The sequence below is a fragment of the Clostridium hominis genome (assembly GCF_014287825.1).
GTDB classification, from domain to species: domain Bacteria; phylum Bacillota; class Clostridia; order Clostridiales; family Clostridiaceae; genus Clostridium; species Clostridium hominis.
Window position 1 is genome coordinate 180172 of sequence record NZ_JACOOO010000016.1, and the last position, 23489, is coordinate 203660.

Annotated in this window: 22 protein-coding genes and 1 tRNA gene; 7 read left to right on the top strand and 16 right to left on the bottom strand. The window is 29.2% G+C overall.

Annotation, left to right across the window (positions count from 1 at the left end; translation table 11 throughout):
- Positions 1 to 112: 112 nt before the first annotated feature.
- Entirely contained in the window at positions 113 to 1087 is a 975-nt protein-coding gene (locus H8S20_RS09055) for an acyltransferase family protein (RefSeq protein WP_186860055.1), read from the bottom strand.
- Between the two features lie 65 nt (positions 1088 to 1152).
- Positions 1153 to 1716 (bottom strand): hypothetical protein, encoded by a 564-nt coding sequence (locus H8S20_RS09060; protein WP_186859916.1) that lies wholly within the window; start codon positions 1714 to 1716, stop codon positions 1153 to 1155.
- 161 nt (positions 1717 to 1877) lie between these two features.
- On the opposite strand from H8S20_RS09060, the gene H8S20_RS09065 reads away from it, so the two are divergent.
- Positions 1878 to 2915: a hypothetical protein gene (locus H8S20_RS09065; protein ID WP_032117578.1), complete on the top strand. Its 1038-nt coding sequence runs from the start codon at positions 1878 to 1880 to the stop codon at positions 2913 to 2915.
- A gap of 133 nt (positions 2916 to 3048) precedes the next feature.
- Here the strand turns inward: H8S20_RS09065 and H8S20_RS09070 are convergent, their stop codons facing one another.
- From H8S20_RS09070 to H8S20_RS09100, 7 genes are all read right to left on the bottom strand, one after another.
- A complete protein-coding gene (locus tag H8S20_RS09070; protein WP_186859917.1) occupies positions 3049 to 4674 on the bottom strand; it encodes a Na/Pi cotransporter family protein in 1626 nt (541 codons plus the stop codon).
- A 428-nt stretch (positions 4675 to 5102) separates the two neighbouring features.
- On the bottom strand, positions 5103 to 5870 hold the full coding sequence (locus H8S20_RS09075) for an ABC transporter permease (RefSeq protein WP_032117576.1): 768 nt from the start codon (positions 5868 to 5870) through the stop codon (positions 5103 to 5105).
- Entirely contained in the window at positions 5851 to 6750 is a 900-nt protein-coding gene (locus tag H8S20_RS09080; protein ID WP_032117575.1) for an ATP-binding cassette domain-containing protein, read from the bottom strand. Before H8S20_RS09080 ends, H8S20_RS09075 begins: the two co-directional genes overlap by 20 nt.
- 318 nt (positions 6751 to 7068) lie before the next feature.
- Positions 7069 to 7947: a cation diffusion facilitator family transporter gene (locus H8S20_RS09085; protein WP_032117574.1), complete on the bottom strand. Its 879-nt coding sequence runs from the start codon at positions 7945 to 7947 to the stop codon at positions 7069 to 7071.
- Between the two features lie 143 nt (positions 7948 to 8090).
- Positions 8091 to 9650, bottom strand: coding sequence for a HAMP domain-containing sensor histidine kinase (locus H8S20_RS09090; RefSeq protein WP_186859918.1), 1560 nt, complete (start codon positions 9648 to 9650; stop codon positions 8091 to 8093).
- Positions 9650 to 10318: a response regulator transcription factor gene (locus H8S20_RS09095; RefSeq protein ID WP_032117572.1), complete on the bottom strand. Its 669-nt coding sequence runs from the start codon at positions 10316 to 10318 to the stop codon at positions 9650 to 9652. The genes H8S20_RS09090 and H8S20_RS09095 overlap by 1 nt, the downstream gene beginning before the upstream one ends.
- Positions 10319 to 10488: 170 nt before the next feature.
- Positions 10489 to 10863, bottom strand: coding sequence for a DUF2500 domain-containing protein (locus H8S20_RS09100; RefSeq protein WP_243177593.1), 375 nt, complete (start codon positions 10861 to 10863; stop codon positions 10489 to 10491).
- Between the two features lie 136 nt (positions 10864 to 10999).
- Between H8S20_RS09100 and H8S20_RS09105 the strand changes: the two genes are divergently transcribed.
- Together H8S20_RS09105 and H8S20_RS09110 are read left to right on the top strand one after the other, a co-directional pair.
- Positions 11000 to 11533: a chromate transporter gene (locus tag H8S20_RS09105; protein ID WP_032117570.1), complete on the top strand. Its 534-nt coding sequence runs from the start codon at positions 11000 to 11002 to the stop codon at positions 11531 to 11533.
- Entirely contained in the window at positions 11534 to 12115 is a 582-nt protein-coding gene (locus H8S20_RS09110; RefSeq protein WP_186859919.1) for a chromate transporter, read from the top strand. It abuts the gene before it with no gap.
- 239 nt (positions 12116 to 12354) lie between these two features.
- Here H8S20_RS09110 and H8S20_RS09115 read toward each other — a convergent pair whose 3' ends face one another.
- A complete protein-coding gene (locus H8S20_RS09115; RefSeq protein ID WP_186859920.1) occupies positions 12355 to 12693 on the bottom strand; it encodes a hypothetical protein in 339 nt (112 codons plus the stop codon).
- Positions 12694 to 12900: 207 nt separating this feature from the next.
- On the opposite strand from H8S20_RS09115, the gene H8S20_RS09120 reads away from it, so the two are divergent.
- A tRNA-Met gene (locus H8S20_RS09120) sits at positions 12901 to 12976 on the top strand.
- Positions 12977 to 13073: 97 nt separating this feature from the next.
- Entirely contained in the window at positions 13074 to 13859 is a 786-nt protein-coding gene (locus H8S20_RS09125) for a histidinol-phosphatase (protein WP_186859921.1), read from the top strand.
- Between the two features lie 273 nt (positions 13860 to 14132).
- Here the strand turns inward: H8S20_RS09125 and H8S20_RS09130 are convergent, their stop codons facing one another.
- The 5 genes from H8S20_RS09130 to H8S20_RS09150 all read right to left on the bottom strand — a co-directional run bounded on the left by H8S20_RS09130 (position 14133) and on the right by H8S20_RS09150 (position 20317).
- The gene (locus H8S20_RS09130) at positions 14133 to 15215 is read right to left on the bottom strand and encodes an ABC transporter ATP-binding protein (protein ID WP_032117566.1); all 1083 of its coding nucleotides are present in this window, start codon (positions 15213 to 15215) and stop codon (positions 14133 to 14135) included.
- Between the two features lie 17 nt (positions 15216 to 15232).
- Positions 15233 to 16159 carry a sugar ABC transporter permease gene (locus H8S20_RS09135; RefSeq protein WP_032117565.1) on the bottom strand — a complete coding sequence of 309 codons (927 nt, stop codon included), beginning with the start codon at positions 16157 to 16159 and terminating at the stop codon, positions 15233 to 15235.
- 12 nt (positions 16160 to 16171) lie between these two features.
- The gene (locus H8S20_RS09140; protein WP_207725288.1) at positions 16172 to 18259 is read right to left on the bottom strand and encodes a carbohydrate ABC transporter permease; all 2088 of its coding nucleotides are present in this window, start codon (positions 18257 to 18259) and stop codon (positions 16172 to 16174) included.
- Positions 18260 to 18300: 41 nt separating this feature from the next.
- Positions 18301 to 18762, bottom strand: a complete 462-nt coding sequence (locus tag H8S20_RS09145) for a hypothetical protein (RefSeq protein ID WP_032117564.1) — start codon at positions 18760 to 18762, stop codon at positions 18301 to 18303.
- Positions 18763 to 18880: 118 nt separating this feature from the next.
- Positions 18881 to 20317: a sugar ABC transporter substrate-binding protein gene (locus H8S20_RS09150; RefSeq protein WP_207725289.1), complete on the bottom strand. Its 1437-nt coding sequence runs from the start codon at positions 20315 to 20317 to the stop codon at positions 18881 to 18883.
- A gap of 347 nt (positions 20318 to 20664) precedes the next feature.
- Here H8S20_RS09150 and H8S20_RS09155 point away from each other — a divergent pair, with 347 nt between their 5' ends.
- Positions 20665 to 21894 (top strand): helix-turn-helix transcriptional regulator, encoded by a 1230-nt coding sequence (locus H8S20_RS09155; RefSeq protein WP_032117563.1) that lies wholly within the window; start codon positions 20665 to 20667, stop codon positions 21892 to 21894.
- 121 nt (positions 21895 to 22015) lie between these two features.
- Positions 22016 to 22459, top strand: coding sequence for a pyridoxamine 5'-phosphate oxidase family protein (locus tag H8S20_RS09160; protein WP_032117562.1), 444 nt, complete (start codon positions 22016 to 22018; stop codon positions 22457 to 22459).
- Between the two features lie 116 nt (positions 22460 to 22575).
- Here the strand turns inward: H8S20_RS09160 and H8S20_RS09165 are convergent, their stop codons facing one another.
- Positions 22576 to 23358, bottom strand: coding sequence for a CAP domain-containing protein (locus tag H8S20_RS09165; RefSeq protein WP_243177597.1), 783 nt, complete (start codon positions 23356 to 23358; stop codon positions 22576 to 22578).
- Between the last annotated feature and the right edge of the window lie 131 nt (positions 23359 to 23489).

Here is a 23489-nt window from a genome sequence, read left to right on the forward strand (position 1 = left end):
AGATAAACATATTTTATTAGAGTTGAATTAACTATTAATTTATTTAATCTTAAGTTTACCTTAATATTCAAATCTTCATTCTTTGAAATAAAATAAAAAGGTAGCTCTATACTTAGCTACCTTCTCTTAATATTCTTTTATATTTATTTTTAATCTTTATAAGTAAATATGAAAATATAGTGGATGATATAGCTATAAATATAAATCTAATCCACTCACTAGTTATAAAGTTATATTCTTCTAAAAAAGAAATAATAAATAAAGAAATCCCATTGAACATAAACTGTATAAGAAAAACTGTAACACTCATATTTCTTAACATTGGATAAATTGTATTATCTTTAAGCTGTATTTCTTTTACTAAATTAAACAAAAAAAATGTAGTAGGAATTATGGATATATACATATTATAATCTAACATCAAATTATTATTTTTCATAAAATATATTTCTATTATCATACAAAACAAGCTAATTATTAAGCAAACTAAACTTATAGATTTTTTTATTACTACTCTTTTTATATTAATAAAATATCCTAAGCTTATAAAAAATAAACCAAAAAACAAACCATTTCTTGTAGTTTCTAATAACGACAAATACAAATCATATATTCTCTTAATTAAAGGTGTATTTACTAAAACGTTATAATATCCATCTCCTAACACCCCTAATATATATAAGCTAAAACCTATAACAATTATTTTATCAATAGAAAATTTTTTAAGTAGAGCTTCTATTATTATCACTGCAATTATAACAGATAATAAGTACCATAAATGAATAAATGAACCTATTAAAAAGAATTTTTTTATATAAATCAATATGTCTAGCATAATATTTTCACTATTTAATTTCCACATATATATTTCATAAGGAAAATATAGCACTGACCAGAGAATGTATATCCTAATAATTTTAAATAAATAGTTCTGAATTTTTATAGTGTCACCACTTTTATTAGCTAAAAAATATCCAGATGTTATGAAAAAGAAAGGAACTGCAACCCTACCTATACCTTGTGATAAAATGAAATTAATATTGTTATATCCATAATCACTTATAAAGTGGACCCCTAGTACAAGAATTGCTCAAATAAATCTAGTTAAATCTATACAATTATTATTCCTAATAGCTTTAGCCTCCATCTAACTTAATATCTATATTTTATCCTATCAAGGCCTTCTATATGTTGAAAATACTTGTTTTCTTCTCCATTATATAAAAATCTTACTCCATCAATCCATTCTCCATCATAATCTGGTTGTAACATAGTGGTTTGAAGTGTATAACAAGTCCATCCTCCACCTGCTGACCCCTGAAAAAAATTATTTGCCCAACTTGGCTCTGAGTATTCACTCCAATCTGGTTTATTTAAATTTTCTTCATTCTCCTTCAAATTAAATGTAGCTACCTTTTTCCCGTCTATCTCCTCAATTCCAATAAGTTCTATAGGTAAATTTTTAAATTGACTATCCGATAAATTACTAGCGATTATATTTAATCTCTTCTCTACCGTATCTACATCTTTATAAAACCCAAACTCTTCAACAATTATTTCTTTATCAGTATTAATATCTTTAGAGTAAATTTTAAACTTTCCTACAGTCTCTGAATCTATCTTATTCTTATCTAATGATGATATCCCTGCGATCCCTAAAAACAAAACAATAATTACTATAGTAATACCTATAAATTCTTGCATACTCTTTTTCATTCACATTCCCCCTTAATAAATTTATTTATATTAATTTTACCATATATTGCTTTAATGGTAGTATTTATTTCGAAATATATCTCAATATAATCATATAAATTTGTAACAAAACTTTCTCTTATTAATATAATAATTGTGGATAAATATATTAGGAGTATGTAATGAAAGAAGATAGAGAATATTATGAATCTAAAGATAAAAACAAAGATACTGACAGTGTAAATTTTGAATTTACGCTCCTACCATACGAAGAGCTTAATAGACAAGGTCCTCCTTTTTTCCCTAATCCGAACATACCATTTTTCCCGGGAAATACTCCGCCACCACCACCTGGTGCTCCTGGAAACTTTGGTGGCCCCCAAGGTGGTCCTCCAAATTATATACCTAGTAAAGAGGATAAAGGTGTTCAAAAGCTTTCCGGTTCAGAAAAAGGTAAAGATGGTAAAAGTCCATCTACCAAGGCTGTAAGTCCTGGATCTATAAGTTTTTGTCTTTATAAGTTCACATACATTTGGGAAACTAGTGGTAGAAGCTATTGGTCTTATTTATTAAATCTTGATAGCCGCTCTGTATCAGGTTTTAGATGGATGGGTAGAACATGGGCTTATTTTGGTGTAGATTTAAGAAGAATTGATTCTTTTGTTTGTTATAGAGCTAATGATAATTGTGATTGCGAAAATCCTGCTTTTACTAGAAGTGCTGAAGTTGAGTATGAATCAACTAAGCAAGAATTTTCTTTATCCGATGTAAGGGAAATTTATAGTAAAACCCTAGCTTATATAGATATTCCTGAAACTAAAAATGATTATTTAGTTGAAACTATTGGAGTAGTCGAAGGTAATAATGTTCAAAGTAAAATTCCTTGTAAAAAAACAAGAGTAACTTCCTATAGAATAGTTCTTGAAGTTTCTTACCCTGCTGATTTTGATGAATCAATAAAAGAAAGTATAAATGATATAGTAGACGAATGTTCCGAAGCAGCTATAGATACATTAAATATGATGAGAGATAAAGATAAATATCTAAATCCATTGGAACTATTCAATAAAGCTATCAAACTAATACCTACTGCTTTAAAATCCTTCTCCTCTAAATTTTCAGTATGTATAAAGAAAATTCCAGGATACTCAGAAATATCTAACTACATTACTTATACTATAAGAAGAGAAAAAAACTCTGATAGATGGAGGACCCTTTAACAATTAGAAATTTATAATTCAAAATGCATAATTTATTAAAAAGTTATCAACCTAACCTTTTAATAAAAAGAAACCGCCATAAAAGCGGTTTCTTCCTTGATTCATAATTATTAATTTTGAATTATTCATTGAATTAAGCGTTTAGTCTATTTTCATGTACTTCTTTTGCTGTTGCTATGTTATTTGCATGGTCACCTATTCTTTCTAGGTTAGATAAAAGGTCAAATAACATTACACCAGCATCTGCCATACATCTCTTACTATTTAGTCTCTTAATATTGTTACTTCTAAACTTTCTCTCTAGAGCGTCTATTCTATCTTCAACTTTATCAATTATTGAATTATGCTCTGTAGATTCATTCTCATAACTACTTATTGCAATTTCTAATGAATCTAATGTTGCATTATAAATCTCTTCTAACTCACTTAAAGCATCTTCAGTTATTTCTATATTCTTCTTTCTTCTAGATGTTGCAAGCTCAACAATATTTTCACAGTGATCACCTATTCTCTCTATATCATTTATAGAGTGAAAAGCTTCACTTACTAATTTAGCATTTTCTTCTGGAAGATTATGTTGAGATAATTCAACTAGATATTCAGTAATTTCTTTTTCTAGTACATTAATTAAATTCTCATTTTCATAAACCTTGTTTATATCTTCCTCATCACCTTCAAAGAAAGCTTTCATAGATAACTTAAAATTATCTCTCGCTATATTTGCCATTCTTACAGTTTCTTTGACAACTTGTCCACTAGCAACCACTGGAGTTTCTAATAGCTTTTTGTCTAAATAAATAGCACCTTCTTTTTTTTCATCCTCTTTGTCTGGTAATATGCGATTAATGAACTTAACAACATATCCAGCAATAGGTAACATTATAATTGTTATAGATAAATTAAATATAGTATGTGCATTAGCTACTTGTCTACCAACGTTGTCTGGTGTCATATAACCAACTAATTTTACAACTTGTGCTGCAAAAGGTAGGAATATTATAGTTCCTAAAATTTTAAATGTTAAGTGTAATAAGGCAGCCTTTTTAGCTGTTCTATTAGCTGTTATTGCAGCTAGCATAGATGTTACACAAGTTCCTATATTACAACCTAATACAACTGGGAAAGCTAATTTCATATCAATAGTTCCAGCAGCTGCTAACGCAACTAATATACCTGTTGTAGCAGATGAACTTTGTAATATAGCTGTCATTACTACCCCAACAAGTACTCCTAATAACGGATTACTTCCCATTATAACTATGAACTCTTCAAATATAGGTAACTTAGATACAGGTTTCATAGCTCCTGACATCATTCCCATACCCATAAATAATATACCAAATCCTAATAATATGTACGCTAAATCTTTAGTTTTCTTCTTTTTAGCTGCAAGCATTATAACAGCTCCGATACCAATAAATATCGGTGCAATTGCGTCTAATTTGAAACTTACCATTTGAGCTGTAATAGTTGTCCCAACATTTGCTCCTAATATTACTCCTGTAGCTTGCATTAATGACATTAATCCTGCATTAACAAAGCTTACAACCATAACTGTAGTAGCACTTGAACTTTGAATTATAGCTGTAACAATAGTTCCTACAAAAACACCCATTATTCTATTACTTGTTATTTTTTCTAGGATGCTTTTTAGCTTGTCACCAGCCATGTTTTCAAGCCCATCTCCCATTAGCTTCATTCCATATAAGAATAAACCTAAACCACCAAAAATTCCTGTAAAAATTTCAAAATTACTCATATTTAATTATTATTCCTCTCGATAATTAATAATTTTTTACTCTTACATAATACCATTATATATACTAATTAAACAATATTTTTTATGTAAACTTTCTATTTTACATCTTATTTTGCATCTCTATCTATCATATAGTGTTAAAAGTATATTAAATAAATTTAACAATAAAAAAAAGTGCGCACTAAGTGCGCAAGTGAAAAGTCTACTTAGTCGAGATGAAAAGGCTGCTAAGGCAGCGGGGAAAAGTTAACTAAAGTTAAGGGGAAAAGGCTACTATCGTAGCAGTAAAAAGTGCAATACTCAGATACTCTTCACTATTGCCAAAGGCAATATTTTCCCTGTTACGAAGTGAACTTTTCCCCTCAGCGTCAGCTGACTTTTCCCCTTTGACGAAGTCAAACTTTTCACCAAAGTTCTCCGAACTTTATTTATTTCTCTCTGCTATTTTTTTGTATTGCAAAGAACAGTACTAAGCAAGAAACTACTCCAAACAATATAAATGATTGTATAAAAGGTCCAAAGTTATATGATCCACCATTCCAAAAGTTAATAAAATCTTGACTTATATAAGTTGTTGGCAATAAATAAGCTATATATTTCAAAGCTTGTGGAAAGTCATTAGGAGTTGCTCCAAATAATCCACTTAAAATCATTATTCCAAAGTAAAGAATCATAGTTAATGCATTTGTTGGTGCAAACTTTTTAAATATTAATGATATTCCATGAGCAAATATAAACAAGAATATAGTTAATAAATATATTGAAACTATTAATATAATCGCTGAAGTGAAATTAGGTTTTTGTAAGTCTAATATTAAATAATTTACACCTACATACAATATAATAGACAAAGTTATAAATATTAAATTTGCAATTAGTTTTGATGCTACCAATGTACTTTCTTTATATCCAAATAACTTAAGTCTCATAGGAATCTTATATTCTACCTCTTGTGAAAATACTGCTGAATACCCTATAAATACACTAGCTAACGGTATAATTGTACTTGCTCCTATAAAAAAAGCTGTAAAGGCTGTACTTTTAAGATTATCTGGAACACTTTTCATAAATATAGGAGACAATCCCGCCGTCATCATTATCGGAAAAAACACCCCAAAAATTATAGTAAATATATTTCCTGTTATATTTCTAAGTTCATATTTTATTAGTGATATATTAAATAGCTTTACATTCATTTCGAACTCCCCCTTCTAATCCCCTCTTAAAACTTGCCTTCGCATTTATAGACATTATTTCTATATCATTATTACTTCTCTTAAAATTAACATCATTAATTACTAATAGCTTCATTATATCCATTTCTTCATCGTCATCATCGCATGAAATTGCTATTAAATGTTCTGGTGCTTCTATCTTCTTAAATTCCTTTATTATCGCCATATTACTTTCTGTATTAGCTATTATTATAATTGAATTTCCACAATACTTTCTAAATAGATCATCTTTATAACCAAAATCAACAACATTACCTTTTTCTAATATAAGAATTTTTTCTGCTATATTATCAAGTTCTTCATAATAATGAGATACTATACATATAGTAGTGTCTTTCTCTTCATACCACTGAGTAATTTTACTCATAAGCTGCTGCCTAGTTTCAAAATCCAATCCAGAGGTAACTTCATCGAAAAATACTAAAGGAGAATCTTGCATTAAAACCATTATTATAGTAAATCTTTGCTTTTGTCCTCCTGAAAGATTTGAGAACTTCTTATTTAAACACCTCTCAAAATTAAAGAACTCTATTAACTCCTGTAATTTTCTATTCTTTTTTATTTTAGTGTTTAATATAGCTTCCATTACATATTTTATCTTCATAGTTTCAACATAATTATTTTCTTGCATATGAGCAGCTATCTGCTCCGGTTTTATTTCTATATGAATTTTTCCTTGATAGTTGATTAAACCTAAGATTGCTTTTACTAAAGTACTTTTTCCTGCTCCATTAGATCCAATTATTCCAATTCTATCTCCCTTTTTAAAAGTAATAGATGATTTTATATTAAGCGCAACCTGCTCCCCATACTTTACAGTCAAATTATTTATCGTTATCATCATTAATCCCCTTTCAAATTTACTTTTCATATCCTATAAGTAAATTATAGTAAATTGTTATGAATATCTGATGAAGATTTAATGCATAAGATATATATATTTAATGAAATAAAGTGCGAGCTAACGCTCGCAAATGAAAAATCGACTTCGTCGAGATGAAAAGGCTACTATCGTAGCGGGGAAAAATTAACTTAAGCTAAAGTGAAAGGTACTAGCGTAGATACTTTTCACTATTGCCGAAGGCAATGTTTTCACCGTCACTTCAGTGACCTTTTCCCCTTTGACGGAGTCAAACCTTTCACCAAAGTGCTTAGCACTTTATTTAAATGGCTCTACATGAATTATTGTTTCAACAACTCTATTATCTTTTTTCTTAATAGCTTTATCTATATCATGAACAAGCGAATGTACTTCAGTTACTTTCAAGTTTGGATTAACCTTTATATGCATATCTACAAATATATAATCTTTTCCACCCCTAGATCTTATTTTATGCACATCTTTAACATTATTAAATGTCTTCATAACTACATCTTTAATATTTTTTTCATCTAAGATTCTGCTATCTATAAGTACATTATAAGCATCTTTAAATATCTCGTAGGCAGCATATAAAATAAATCCCGCAACGACAATTGATACAAAAACATCTATAGTTGAAGGTAGGCCTAGCTTTATACATACTAATGTAGTTAATACCCCGATAGACACAAAGATATCGCTTTTAGTGTGAATTGAATCTGCTATTAGAAATGAGCTGTTATATTTTTTACCTTGTTTATTTTCGTAATATGCTACAAAAATATTAATAAACAAAGTAGATAATAGTATCATAATACTTTCCAAACTAACTATAATCTCTGTCTGATTAAAAAACTTCTGTATAGATTGCACTACTATATTATAAGTAAGAAATACTAACATACCTCCAATTATTAAGCTAGCCATTGTTTCTATTTTTTTATGCCCATATGGATGTTCCTCATCTATAGGTTTTGAAGCTAAAGTTATACTTATTAACCCAATAATATTTGATGCACCATCAGAAAAAGAATGAAACCCATCTGCTGATAAGCTTAAGCTCTTAGTTAAGTAACCTATAATTATCTTTGCTGCTGATACTGCAAAATTTGCTATTAATATTATTATTAATACTCTTTTTATCATATGATACTTATTTTCTTTTTCTTCCGCCATTGTGATATCCCCTTTTTTAATACTTCTTTAATATTATATTGATATATTGGAACAAAGTTCTCCTTTTTACTGTGATAATAATTATCATTAAGTCTAACTATAAAAAATAAAAAAAGAAACTACATATGTAGCTTCTTTCACTCCTAATTTAAGTATAATTTTGCCTCTACAGCATTTTTTATATTATTTATCTCAATCTTTAAACCTAATAACTTACAATAAAAAGTAACTATATAAAGACCTAAACCACGCCCCCTATTTTCAGTGCTACTTGATACAAATGGTTCAAATATATGTGGCAATAAGCCATTAGATATTCTTCCTCCATAATTAATTATACTTAATGAATCTTGATCTAATATAACTTTTATGACTCCACCACATTTAGTGTAATTTACAGCATTACTAATTAAATTATCTATAACTTTATAAATAAGACTCCTATCAGTATTGATTGTTACATCCTGTAAATTTATATCTATACTTATTTCTTTTTCTTTAATATTTATGTCGTGATATTCTAATGCATTTTTAAGCAATTCACCTACGCTTACTTTATCTATATTTATCCCATTAGTATCTTCATTAAGATTTAAAATACTATCTACTATATCTTTAATTGATAGAAGCTGCTCTTTAACCTTTGGTAAATACTCCTTAGTATCTTTATATTTACCTATTTCATTTATCATGCTTTCCAAAAGCAATAATGATGCTGCAATTGGAGTTTTTAATTGGTGTGATGATGCTCTTAAAAACACTTCCTGCCTTACATTTTGCTCCTTCAGGAATTTATTCTTTTCTTCTAGCTCCTTAAAGTTTTTATTAAGTTCCTCATAAAGTTCATTTAATACTTCACCTAATTTAGCAATCTCATCTTTTCCATCTATCTCTATTGGTGATATTTCAAGATTAGAATTTCCCTTTATAAACATAGCATGATTAGCTAGCTTTTCAATAGGGTTTATTATTTTCCTTGAGAAAAATATAGTTGATATTAAAATTATTAATATAGCTGTAGCCGTTATCATAGGTAAGCTCTGAAATATAATTGGTTTTATTTCATTTAATTGTGGTGTCATAACAGGAAGTAAGGTTACAACTATATTTCCTTTATAATTGCTAAAGGCTATATAATTGGTATAATAATTAACATTATCAGTTACATCTTGTTGAAAAATTATAGTATTATCATCTACAACGTCTACATCATAAGATACTTCCTCAAAATCTAAATAGTTATCATTACTAGATGCTTTTATACTAATTGGTAAACCTTCTATCTTAACCAGTTCCTTTATATAATTAAAAACATCTTTAAAATATTCTTCCTCTGACTCATCTATATTCTCTAGTTCTTCATAATTATCTGCATAGTACCTTATCTTATCGATAGCTTCCTGTAAAATTGGATCGTCTATTGTTATCTCTATATTTCCAAATCCATTAAAAAGAAGTAACCTATTTTCATTATTAGGTATTTTCAAGGTAAATGTTGCTGTAGGATTTCTTGAAGAAATCTCTTTATAAGTGCCCTCTTCTAAAAACTTTTCTTGTACTTGCTTTATGGAATTATAATTAATTTCTTCCATGTATGCTACATAAAGTGATGGAAGCATAAGTACAAAATACCCAATCATAAGCACAACTATTATAGTAGTTATAATTGCACTATATAAAAAGGTCTTCTTTGATAGATTCATTAATTAGCCTCCTTATTAAACTGATATCCAACACCAGTCACAGTTTTTATATAATTTTTAGGAAGCTTTTTTCTTAAATTTTTAACATGAGCATCTATAATCCTGTCATTTCCAAAGTAACTATCATCAAAAATTTTTAATATAAGCTGCTCTCTTGTAAATGCTCTCTTACTTTCTTTAAACAATGTTTGTAATAACAAAAATTCACTTAATGTTAAATTAAGTGGTGAATTATCATAATAAGCTTCATAAGTATCATCATTTATATACAAACCATTTAAGTTTTCATCATTTGACTTGTCCACTTGCATTCTTCTTAAAACTGATTCTATTCTCTTTAATAATAAAAGTGGCGAAAATGGTTTTATTACATAATCATCAGCATAAAGATTAAAAGCTTTTAGCTGAGTTTGCTCATCTCCCAGTGCTGATAGCATTATGGTTCCCATCCTTATCTTAGATTTATTTATATACTCTAAAATATCTAATCCACTTCCCTTTGGTACCATAATATCTAATATAGCTATATCAAATTTATAATTTTTTATAAGATTCATAGCTTCTTCTGCATCTTTTGCACAAAAAACCTCGTAATTCTTCATCCTCATATATTCTGTAGTAACCTCTAGTATCGTTGGCTCATCTTCTAAAAATAATATTTTTATCATCTTTATCCCCTTTTGAATATATTTCCTATTCTATATTATATCTTATTACTTTTATCGTAAAAAGTTTTTCCTATTATCTCTCAACAAAAAATATTCAAAGCCAATCTAAGAAGCTCTTGATTTTTTAGAAAAAAAGTTAGAGTTCATTTTTTAATGAACTCTAATCTTTATTAATACGTAATTTTTCTCTCGAAACTTATAAATCTTGTTCCCTGAAAAGATAAAACACCTTTATCTCCTTCGGCCATTAAACCATATTGCTCTCCTGGCACCCTTAACTCAAGCCTTTCCCCGTTATCAAACTGAAAAGTCACATAATAAGTAGTACTTGATGATGTTGTATGTGTATCTCCATGGTGATGGTGAGATACATTTGTCCTCTTTGATATAATAGTTGAATCAACAGGTATAATTGGCTGTTTATTATTATGAGCCCACTCTTTTACATTTCTAATTATTATAAAAATAAACATTCCAAAGAATAATATAAAAAATACAGGAAATATAAAAGACATAAAATTAAACATCCCCATCTCAAAACCCATATTGCTCTCCCCTAACTTATTATTTTATTATACTAAAAAAAGTGCTATTATATTTTAGTATATCTTTATTATAACATCCAATAATAACCTCTTGGCAATATAATTAAGTATTTTTTAATAAGGAGAAATTTATATAATGAAACAATTATTAGATTTATTTTTTACCTTCGCTAGGATTGGTGGCCTTACCTTTGGCGGAGGGTACGCTATGCTCCCAATACTACAACGTGAAGTAGTTGAAAAAAGAAAATGGGTAACTAATGAAGAAATAATGGACTACTACGCAATTGGTCAATGTACTCCTGGAATAATTGCTGTAAATACAGCTACCTTTATCGGCCAAAAATGCGCTGGCAATATTGGAGGCATTGTAGCAACACTTGGGGTTGTATTTCCTTCATTAATAATAATAACTTTAATTGCAGCATTTCTTCAAAACTTTGCAGATCTAGCTATAGTAAAAAATGCCTTTGCTGGTATCCGTATCTGTGTAAGTGTTCTAATTATTAATGCAGTTATAAAGCTTTGGAAAAGCTCTGTTATAGATATAGCTACAACAATAATTTTCTTTGTTATATTTATTGCAGCTATCTTTACAGATTTATCCCCTATAGTCTTTGTTCTTTTTGCCGGAATAGCTGGTGTAATACTTAAATGGAGGAAAAAATAAATGATTTATTTAATGCTTTTTTATGAATTCTTTAAAACAGGCCTTTTCGCTGTTGGCGGTGGTATGGCAACTCTTCCATTTTTAGATGCTATGGCTTTAAAAACAGGATGGTTTACACAAGCTCAGCTTATAGATATGATAGCTATCTCTGAGTCAACTCCAGGACCAATAGGTGTAAATATGGCAACATATGTTGGCTTTACTACTGCTGGGCCTCTAGGATCTATAATAGCTACTTTAGGACTTATAGCTCCATCTATAATAGTAATTCTTATTATAGCTAAATTCTTATCAAAATTTAAAGATAGTCCTATAGTTAAATCAGTATTCTATTCATTAAGACCAACTTCTACCGCTTTAATAGCAACTGCTGGTGTTCCTGTAATAATGCTATCATTAACAAATTCAGATAAGTTTAAATCTAGTGGTTCAATATTAGATTTCTTTAACTTTGGTGCAATAGTTTTAGCAATAATATTATTTGTACTTACCAATAAAGTAAAAGCTACAAAAAAACTACACCCTGTAGTATTTATTGCAGCTTCAGCTATACTTGGAATTATCTTTTCAATGGCAAAATAAGTAAAGTGCTAAGCACTTTGGTGAAAAGTTTGGCTTCGCCAAAGGGGAAAAGTCAGCTGAAGCTGAGTGGAAAATATCCCTAAGGTGATAGGGAAAATATTGCCCTTGGCAATAGTACATTATATCTATTTTAATACTTTTCCCTTTAACTTTGGTTAATCTTTCCCTGCTACGCTAGTAGCATTTTCCCTTCGACGAAGCCGACTTTTCACCTGCGAGCCTTAGCTCGCACTTTTATTCTAATTTACATAAACATATTTACATTCTTCTAAATTAAAGCAATTTCTAAATTCAAATTTACATGTACGATTAAATTCTTCTTCATTCCAGAAGTTATTCCATATAATATTGCTCGTATCTATGAGCTCGCTCACTCTTAGGTAATCTATTTCATTATTATTTTCATTAATGCAATGTTTAAGGCATTTTAATATTTCAGAATCTTCATTAGTTACTTCTAAACTTTCCGGATCTACGTTAAATTTTAAATCTCTTACTGTAAAAGCATTATCGCCACATATACCTTCCGCTATGCTCTTATCCTTATCTATTAATAGTGATTTAATTTTTATTTTCATTTTGACCCCTCCAACTCCTAATGTATACCTTTACAATAATATATATTCGATATTTAGCCCTATATTACCTTTTAATTTAATATCTATTAAATCTATTGATACATATTTCTTATTTTAAAACAAATAAAAATATTTTTTTATTATTTAGCATATTATCGTAATTTATGTATATACTATAATATAAATACTTAAACAACTATATAACATCGCGGGGTGGAGCAGTTGGCAGCTCGTCGGGCTCATAACCCGAAGGTCGGAGGTTCAAGTCCTTCTCCCGCAACCATAAACCTTACATTATTATGTGAGGTTTATTTTGTTTACTTTTATATAATATATTTATAGAATTATATTATAATAAATTATTTTAGGAGATTTCTATTATGCATAAAGTAAATTATCATACTCACACATATAGGTGCGGACATGCCGTTGGAACTGAATTAGATTACTTAAAGTCTGCCTTAGAAAGTAAATTAACTATATTAGGATTTAGTGACCATGCTCCATATCCTGACGGTAGACTAAATTCCTCTAAAGATACTAGAATGGATTATTCAGAGCTTCAAGACTATATCGATACTGTTAGATACTTGCAAATAAAATACAAAGATAAAATAAAAATTTTAATAGGTTTAGAAATAGAATATGATGAATCAGTATCTAGCTATTATAATTACCTCTTAAATTATTTAAGCATTGATTACTTAATCTTAGGTCAACATGCATTCTTATCAAAAGGTGAATTAGTACATACTTTTTCATTAAGTTCTACCGATGCTTACATAGATTATGCATTATCAATTTCTAAAGCTTTAGAAACTGACTTTTTCAAATTCTTAGCTCATCCTGATCTTATATTTGTAAATAATCTTCCTTGGGATGAAAACTGTGATAAAGCTTGTGAAATAATAATAGAAAGTGCACTAAAGAATGATACTATACTTGAGCTTAATGCAAATGGCTTTAGAAAAGGAATAACATCATTTCCTGATGTATATAGATATCCTTATCCTCATGATAAGTTTTGGGAAAGAGTAGCTAAAACTAATTTGAAGGTTATAATAAATTCCGATTGTCATGAACCTAAATTCATGTGGGATTCATCTATGGATCAAGCATATGAATACGCTAAGAAATTAGGACTTAATATTATATACGAAATATAGTTAAGTTGTTCGCTTCGCTCACAAAGAGAAATGTTGCCTATGGCAAGAGAAATGTATGACTTCGTCATAGAGAAATGTTCAGCAGGCTGAAGAGAAATATGTGGTTAAAGCTACAGAAAAAAATATGCCTACAGCATAGATATTATATCTGCCATAAGCATATTTCTCTGACGAAGTCATATTTGTCTTTGCCCCTAAGGCAAGTATTTCTCCACCGCAGGCACATTTCTCTTTGCCCTAGGGCAAATATTTCTCCTACAAGCTTTGCTTGTACTAATTTATTCTTTCTTCAGTTTCTGCATCGAAGAAGTGTAATGCATCTAAATCAAATCCGAATGTATGCTTTTCTCCAACTTCATATGCATAGTAACCTGGAACTGTTATAACTATATCTTTTCCGCTCTTTAATTTAACGAATAATGTTTTTTCTTTTCCTAATACTTCAATTACATCTACTGTTCCTTCAAAGCATTCCTCTGCTTCTCCACTTACAAATCTTTCAGAACGAATTCCTAAGTAAACATCTTTACCAACATGATTTGCTAATGCTTTTAAATCTTTCTCTGATGGTGTAACAGAAATCATTCCATCTTCTGAAACAAACTTCTTTCCTTCCATCTTACCTTTTATCGTATTGATAGTTGGTGACCCTATAAACTTAGCTACGAACATGTTTTGTGGTCTTTCATAAAATTCATATGGCTTACCAACTTGTTGAATCTTACCATCGTTCATAAGAACAATTTTAGTTGCCATTGTCATAGCTTCGACTTGATCATGAGTAACATATATACTTGTAGTTCCAAGTGCCTTATGAATTCTTACAAGCTCAATTCTCATATGCTCTCTAAGTTTTGCATCTAAGTTAGAAAGAGGTTCGTCCATTAAGAATACGCTTGGTTTTCTTACTATAGCTCTTCCTAAGGCAACTCTTTGTCTTTGCCCTCCTGATATATCTGAAGGCTTAGAGTATAAGTAATTTTCTATTTGTAATAGCTTAGCTGCTTCCATTACACGTTCATTAATTACGTTCTTTCTTTCTTTTCTCATTGATAAAGAGAATGCCATATTATCATAAACTGTCATGTGTGGATATAATGCATAGCTTTGGAAAACCATCGCTATGTCTCTATCCTTTGAAGCTAATTTATTAACTCTCTTTTCTCCAAATAAAAGGTCCCCTTCTGTAATTGAGTTAAGTCCTGCAATCATTCTTAACAATGTAGTTTTACCACATCCTGATGGTCCTAATATTACACAGAAATCTTTATCTTCTATTTCTAAATTTATATTTCTTAGAGTAAAATCTTCTCTACTTTCATATTTCTTACCTATATTATTTAATGTTACCTTCATATCTACTCGCTCCTATCCTATCCTTTTGTAGCACCATTTGAAAGACCTGATACTAATTGTTTTTGTAATGCAATAAACAATATTACTATTGGTACAGCCGCTAAAAGAGCTCCTGCTGCAAAGGCTGGTTGGTTAATTGTACGTTCATCATTTACTAAAGTATATAACCCTACTGCTAATGTGTAATCAGCAGGTGTAGTTAATAAAACTTTTGATAATAGAACATCCATGAATGGTCCTATAAATGACCATAATGCTATAATTGCTAGCATTGGTCTTGCTATAGGCATTATTATAAGTCTATATATTTTCATACTAGAACATCCATCAATTTTTGCAGCATCATCTAATTCTGTTGAGATGGAATCTAAATATCCTTTTAATATAATTGTATTTCCTGCAATACCTGTACCTGCATAGATAAGTATAAGCATCATCTGTCTAGTAAAAGCTGGAACCATATCAGATGCAATTGAGTACATAGTAAAGTATGCTGTTATACCAACGAATTGTGGTATTGTTTGTATAAGCATTATTGTCATAAGAGATACTTTCTTACCTTTAAATCTATATCTTGAATAAGCATATCCTGTAAATGATACAATTAATACTACTAATATAGCAGTCACAACACTTATAAATATTGTATTACCCATCCATTTTAAATACATTGTATTTTCAAATAAATGTTGGAAATGTTTTAATGAAAAACTAAATCCTGAATTAAGATTTAACCTTTTTCCTTGTTCACCATTAAATGAAGATATTATAATTTGTAATATTGGCCATATTACAGCTAATGCCCAACCTATTAAGAATACGTAAGATATTCCTAGGACAATTTTCCCTCCTAAAGTAAGAGGTTGTTTATCTGAAAGATAAAGATTACTTTTCTTTTTCTTCTTTAATGAACTTTTCTGTTTAACATTGTTTGTTTCTAACATACCGTTACCCCCTTACTCCTTTTTAAATACTTCTGTATTTCTATATCCAATATAAGCTATTATTATAAGAGCTATAGAAACTATCATAGTTATGGCAGCACCTAAAGCTTGATATTGATTTTCTAAAGTAAGCTTATAGATGTATGAAATTAGAAGGTCTGTTGAACCTGCTAGATTCCCATATACTGATGGGTTAAATGGCCCCCCATTGTTAAATAACCATATGATTGAGAAATTATTAAAATTAAAGGTATATTGCCCAACTAAAAGTGGAGCTGTTTGGAATAATACTAATGGTATAGTGATCTTTGATAATTTCTTAAAGCTTGTAGCTCCATCTATATCAGCAGCCTCATAAAGTTCTTTATTTATAGATTGAAGAACTCCTGTTGATAATAAGAATACATAAGCACTTCCAAGCCATGCTTGTATACAAATAAGTACTGATCTAGCTACAAATGTGTTATTTTTTATTGATAATCCTTCTCCAAAAATGCCTTGTAGAGCCTGTGTTAATGCTCCATTTGGAGATGATAATATACTAAAGAATGTTATTGTTATAAATGCTGGTACAGCCCAAGGTAGTAAATATATTGTTCTAAATAATGTTTTACCTTTTATTCTATCATTGTTAAGAACTATAGCTAAAACAAATCCTAAGGCTATTGCTAATGTTGTAGCAACTAAAGTCCAGATTATTGTCCATCCAAGAATCTTCCAGAATACTGATCCAGCTAATCCTTGTCCTAAAGCAATCATCTTATAGTTACTTAGACCTTCCCATCCAAATTTAGCTTGATGCTTTGGATCCATTCCTGTAAATGATAAAAGTATTGTTGTTGCAACTGGTATAAACACCATAAATATTGTCACCACTAATGCTGGTGCTGATACCATATACGGGAATCCATCTTCAAGTAAACTTTGCTTAGTTTCTATCCAAGTCCTTGTTCTTATTCCCTTTATCTCTTCTTTTTCAACTTTATTAACATCTTTAAAAGATAATAATAGTAATACTAGAGCTAATACGATTAAAGTTATTGCAAGTATACCTTCAATCATAAATATTATTGATCTGTCAAGCTTTCCTGCACCTTCTGCTAAGCTAATAAGACCTGCAATCCCTTCTCCCTTATAGTTACCATAGCCTAATGCATATGGAATAGCCATTGCGTATATATAAATGCTACCTAAGAACATTATTATCGATTTTATATACTGCTTATTAAGTAATTGCCCTAATCCTGGGAATAAAATAGTCACATATGATTTCCATAGAGTCTTCTTTTCTACTTCTATTGGATAAACTCTTCTAAGATCAGAAACATTTACATTTACAGTATTAATTTTTTGTTTAAGTGTTTTATTAAGTTCATACTTTTTATTTTTTATAACTTCTTCATTATAAGTTTTTTCACACTCAAAAGATTTTACTAAAACTAATTCTCTATATTTTCTTTTAAGTTCCTTTATAGTATTTTCTCTTGCTTGTTTTGATATTAAACCTTCTTTTTGTTTTACTTTTACATCTTTAATTCTTTGTTGTAAGTTTCTCTTTTCTTCAATTTTAAAGTTCTTAAACTCCTCTTGGAATTTAGAGTTTTTTTCTGAGTTTATATTATTTTTCTTTGATTTAGCTTCTACTAATTCTTTATAAGTTTCTTTAGCAAAGTCTAATATAGGAGGTATTTGAGCTATCTCCATTTTATTTTGCTCAAATAACAATTCTGCATCGTATGTTAAATCTACATACTTTTCATAAAAACTAACTAATTGTTTAGCTTTAAATAATCTTACCTCTAAATTTTGAACTCTTTTTGGTAGCTCAGTGTCTACCTTTCCTCTATATTCAGCAACTTTCTTATTAACTTCTTCTAAGAAAGATTTTTCTCTACTTTTATATTCATTCAATTTCTTTATATATGGATGATCAGCTTTTCCTTTTACTAATTGGTCTAATTTCTTTTTTAATTCTGCTTTCTCATTTCCTTGTGCACCTTCTATTTCATATTGAAGAGATGCAACTTCATACAAGTATAAGTTCTTTCTATCATATTCACGGTCTAAATGATCATATAAATACATATCAAATTTTTTCAAGCCTTTTCCCTCCTTTAATGATTTCTCAATTACCTCTAATTTTAGAGTCCTCTTACGTTATAAATACATTTGCCTAAATAAATCATCATTAAAATTAAAGCAATATAACCTATGCTACTTACTATAAAAAATATTGAATACAAAGATTCACCTATAATTGAGAATCCAAAGGATCCTATTAATAATACGGTCCATATTACTACATATAACTTATTTACTCTTAATTTTGTTAGTGTAATGTAACTATGTATAGCTAATCCTACTGGAGTTATTATCTTTACAAAAAATGAAGACATACACATAGTCAAATATGTTTGATATAACTCTTCACTAGTTTCTCCTATCATAGCTGTATTTAAATTTGGATTTGATAACCACATCTCAAAAAATACTGTGTCTTTTACTTTAAATATTGCTTCTAATGAGGTTGAAAATATAATTACTGCACATATCCCCACTAATGTATAAAATACACCCCTCGTCATCTCTATTTGATCTCTCATGTGGCCTCCTTTTTACAAGAAAAGGGGACTATGTCCCCTAATTTTCTAGTTATGATTTATTATTATAAAATTTAGTGTCTTAAGTTCAGCTAGCTAAATCTAAGATTTAGAACTTCACTTAGAAGCTTGACATCATTGCTTCGAATGAAGCTTTAACTTCGTTATATGCTGCTTCAGCATCTTTTGGTTGAGTTGATGACCATGATAATAATGCATTTTGCCAAGAATCCCATACGCTACCCCATTCAGTGAATAGAGGTCTGTTTTCAGCTTGTTCATATCCAGCATAAGTTGCATCTATAACTTTCTTTTCTAACTCATCAATTCCTTCGTAAGCTGAAGGTTCAACATTTTCTAATATCTTACCAGTATATTTAAATAATTCTTGAGCATTTGCAGGGTTAACTATTTCTTCTATAAACGCTTGAGCTACTGCCATCTTATCAGCATCTTCTTCAACTCTTGCATTTACACCAAGTCCCCATCCACCTTTCCAGTGAGTTAATGGTTTTCCGTTAACAGTTACATTTGTTAGTGGAATAATTTCTAAGTTTGAAGCATCTCCAACTAAATCTTTAACACCTGTAGTTGCCCAAGGTCCATCGATTTTTACAACGTCAGTTCCACCAGTTTTAAATTGTTCTTCAATATATCCACCAGCTGCTTCTTTATCCCAAAGGTCAGTTTTGTTTGTATCATGTAATTTCCAATAATCATATAAAGCTGTGAATAATTTTTGTTGATCTTCAGTTAATTCAGACCATTCTTTAGTAGCATCTGAATATAACTCACCAGCATCGTTATGTCCTAATAATTCTAAATTAGCTGAGTTAGCAAAAGCTACTCCAAACCAACAGTCATGTACAGTTGTTAATATTTGATCTGCTTTTACAGAAGTTATTTCTATCGGTTTAGAGAAATCAATTCCAGCTGCTTCTGCATTAGCAACATTAACATATCCTATTAATGTTTCTATGTTATAAGGGAAAGCTAAATATTCGCCATCGACATTGAAGTTTCCACCTAATCCACCTTTGAAGTCTTTAAATCCGCCTACATTTGCTGCCATAGTTTCAGCATCAATTGAAGCTAAAGCATTATTATTAGCTAGTCCATATAATCTATCTGCTGGTAAAGCAAATACATCAGCAACGTCTGGATTTGTTGGGTCTGATGCATCTAATACATCTAAGTGATCAAAAGATCCTGTTGTTATAAATTTAATATCAGCATTTGGATATTTTCCTACAACTGTTTCTTTAACTTGTTCATAATAAGGTACCCATCCTTCTTCTACTTGAACAGTTAATTCAACTTTGGCATCGTTACCAGTAGTTTCGTTAGTTCCACCTTCTGATGTTTCTCCACCTTTATTACTTGAACCACATGCTACTAAATTAAGAGTAGTTGCTGCTACAAGTAAAGTAACTAATAATTTCTTCATAATTAATTCTCCTCCACTTTTAATTACTAATTTATTTAAAGTTGTAAAACTTAAATACTTATTTAACATAACTAAATCGTTTCCAGAAATTCCAGCAAACAATTTGTCCATTTTTTCTTTTTATTTAATACCGTTAAAATTCACCTTAAAAATTTTACGGTACCGTTTCCATTTTTGTCGAAAAAATAAGTTGTAACCACAATGTAAACTTTATCATTAATCTTGGCTACACTTTTATTATATCAGTGTGGCAATTTTAGTCAATAGCTTGTACAAATAATAATAGTGTAAAATCTCAATTGTTTTTTAACTTTTAAGTAAACTTTTTCAATGTTAAATTTCACACATTTATTGAAAATACATATATTTTTTACATTTCTAATCTATCCCTTTACTTTATTTTTTTTCCATAATAATTTATAATTATTATATTACCACATAAACAAAGGAGTTTTTGGATGGACTTTTACAAATATAAAGATAATAAAAAAATTATCGGTTCCATAATTAAGTTTAATAGAATAAATCAAAATATGAGTCAAAAGGCCTTATCTAAAGGAATTTGTGTTGCTTCATACTTAAGTCGTATAGAAAGCGGTGACTTAATTCCAAGTGAAGAAGTTATATCTATTATATTTACTAGGCTTGGCTTAAGCTTTAATGATTCTGAAGAATTCTTAGAAAAAGGCATCGCTAGTTTAAAACTCTTTTTTGATAAACTTCATTTTAATGAGTTTGATTTAACAAATAAGCTTTTCAATGAATTAGAATCCCAAGAAAACGATTATATCACTTCCCCCCTTGTAATTGACTACTTTTTAGCCAAACTTGCAAGATATTGTTCTACCCCAAATAGAGAAAAATTTGAGAGTTCTAAAAGCTTACTTCATTCATCCTTTGAACTATTATCTCCACAACAAAAGTTTTTATATAATTTTTATGTAGGTGTGGATGAATTAAATCTTTCTCAAGATAAATCTATAGGTAAAAATCTTATTGAGCAAGCACTAAATTACAAAGATAATGGACACTGTTATTTCTGGTTATCTTATGCTTATCGAATAGAGAATAATCCCATAAAATCTTATGATTGTATAAAAAAAGCTTTAGATTTATATGTATCAGAAGGTAATATTATAAGCATTATGTCCTGCTATGAAAAAATTGCAGAAGTCCATTTTATGCTAGATAACTATAGTGATGCTATTGAATATTTAAAAATCTCTTTAAGCATTGCTGAAAAACTTAATAATAAATACTTCATTGAACATCTAAACTCTATAATTTCATGGGCATATTATAGATTAAAAGATTGTTCAACTTCATTAACTTATCTTAAAAATAATACAGGCCTTGTTGACCACAGAATGCTAGTGCCTGATAGTATAACTGAATCTTTAATATACTTTTCATTAAATAATAAAGCTTTACTGAAAAACTCTATTCAGAAGCTAAAAAATGCTCAATCATTAGAGCATATAAACGAAGATTTAGCTAATAGGATATATAAGTTATTTAATCTATATATCGAGGATGACGATTACTTAAAAAATCCTAATTGGGAAAACTTATTGATTTATATAATTGATAATATGCATAAATTAGTAGAATTAAAAAAAGTCTTTATTACTTTGCTTAAAGAATACTATATATATAACAGAAAATATAAAGATGCTTTATTTTTATAATTTAGAAAGCAAGTAATGTAAGAGTTCTTATATTACTTGCTTTTATTTACATAATTATCATACCATTTCAGCATTGCTATCATATAATATATTATCTTAATAAAAAAGGAGCAATCTAGGTATGGATATTTGTAATTATAAAGAGCTTACAACAAAAGAAATTAGTACAATTTTAAACGAAGAAAAAATGTGCTATTTAGCTACAACTGATACAACAAATATTGAATCTGTGCCTATGTGGTATGTTTTTGACTATTCCGATGAAGATTTACTATTTTACTTCATAAGCAATACTATTAGCCAAAAAATGGATAATATATATTATACGCGTATTGCAGGAATTACATTATCACAACACTATTACTATAGAAGACTAGAAATTTATAAAACTATAATAGCAAACGGAAGTGCAACTATTATTAATAATATTAAAGAAAAACTATCTGTAATCGAAAGTTTTAAAAATAAATATGGTTCCCTAACAAATATTTCATGTGATGATATCTCTAATATAGAGGTTATAAAAGTTACTATTTCTAAAATAACTGGTAGAAAATATTCTTAATATTAATATAAAAATATTATTTAAAACAAAAAAACAGAGCCTATATTGATATAGGCTCCATCTAAAAGTACATTTATGTTAAATTGGTATCTAGAACGCTTAATTAATTTAAAATATTATCTATAAAACTCTTGAGTTGCATAGACCTTATTTCCGATTTGATATACTCCTACTCCAATGCTTGTAAAATCTGTAGATAGTATATTTTTTCTATGACCTGATGAATTCATCCAGTTAGTCATAAATTGGTTTGCTAATACTGTTGGATCAGTACCGTAACCCCCTAGGTATGCTATATTTTCACCCCATGAGTTATATGATACTCCATCAGCCTTCATTTTAGCTGTTATATAATTACCACTTAAATCTGTATGACTGAAGTAATTGTTATCTCCCATGTCTTGTGATTTAATTCTTGCATATTTCTCCATTGTAGTATTATAACTTAATGGTGCTACCCCAGCTTTTACTCTCTCTTCATTAACCTTATTGAAGATAGCTTGTTCAACTTGTGCCATAAACTTATCAGATGCATTTATATTATTATCTGTTACTGTGTCACCTTCTGTTGGTGGCGTTACAACTGTACTGTCATCTGATGCTGGTGGTGTTACTGTTGTATCATCTCCTGTAGTTGGTGGAGTTACTTCTGTATTTTCTCCTCCCGTCGGTGGTGTTACAACTGTATTATCATCTGATACTGGTGGTTTTACTACATTATCCTCTCCAGTTGATGGTTTTTCACCTTGATTTGGATTACAAGGTTTATTAAAATGCTTAGTCCAATGGTGTCTATATCCACCATTATTCACATTATAGTATCTTGTACCAGCACTTGCTGATACTGTTCCTAACATTGTAGTCCCTGCTATTACTAGCGCAATTATTTTAGATTTCATTTCCATTCCTCCTATAATTTGAGCTGTCATTTTATACAACTCATTTTTAGTGCTAATGTACTTTTACGTCTTTACCAACTTGTCCCGTTTATAGTAACACATAAATTCATAAATTATTATAGTAGACTATT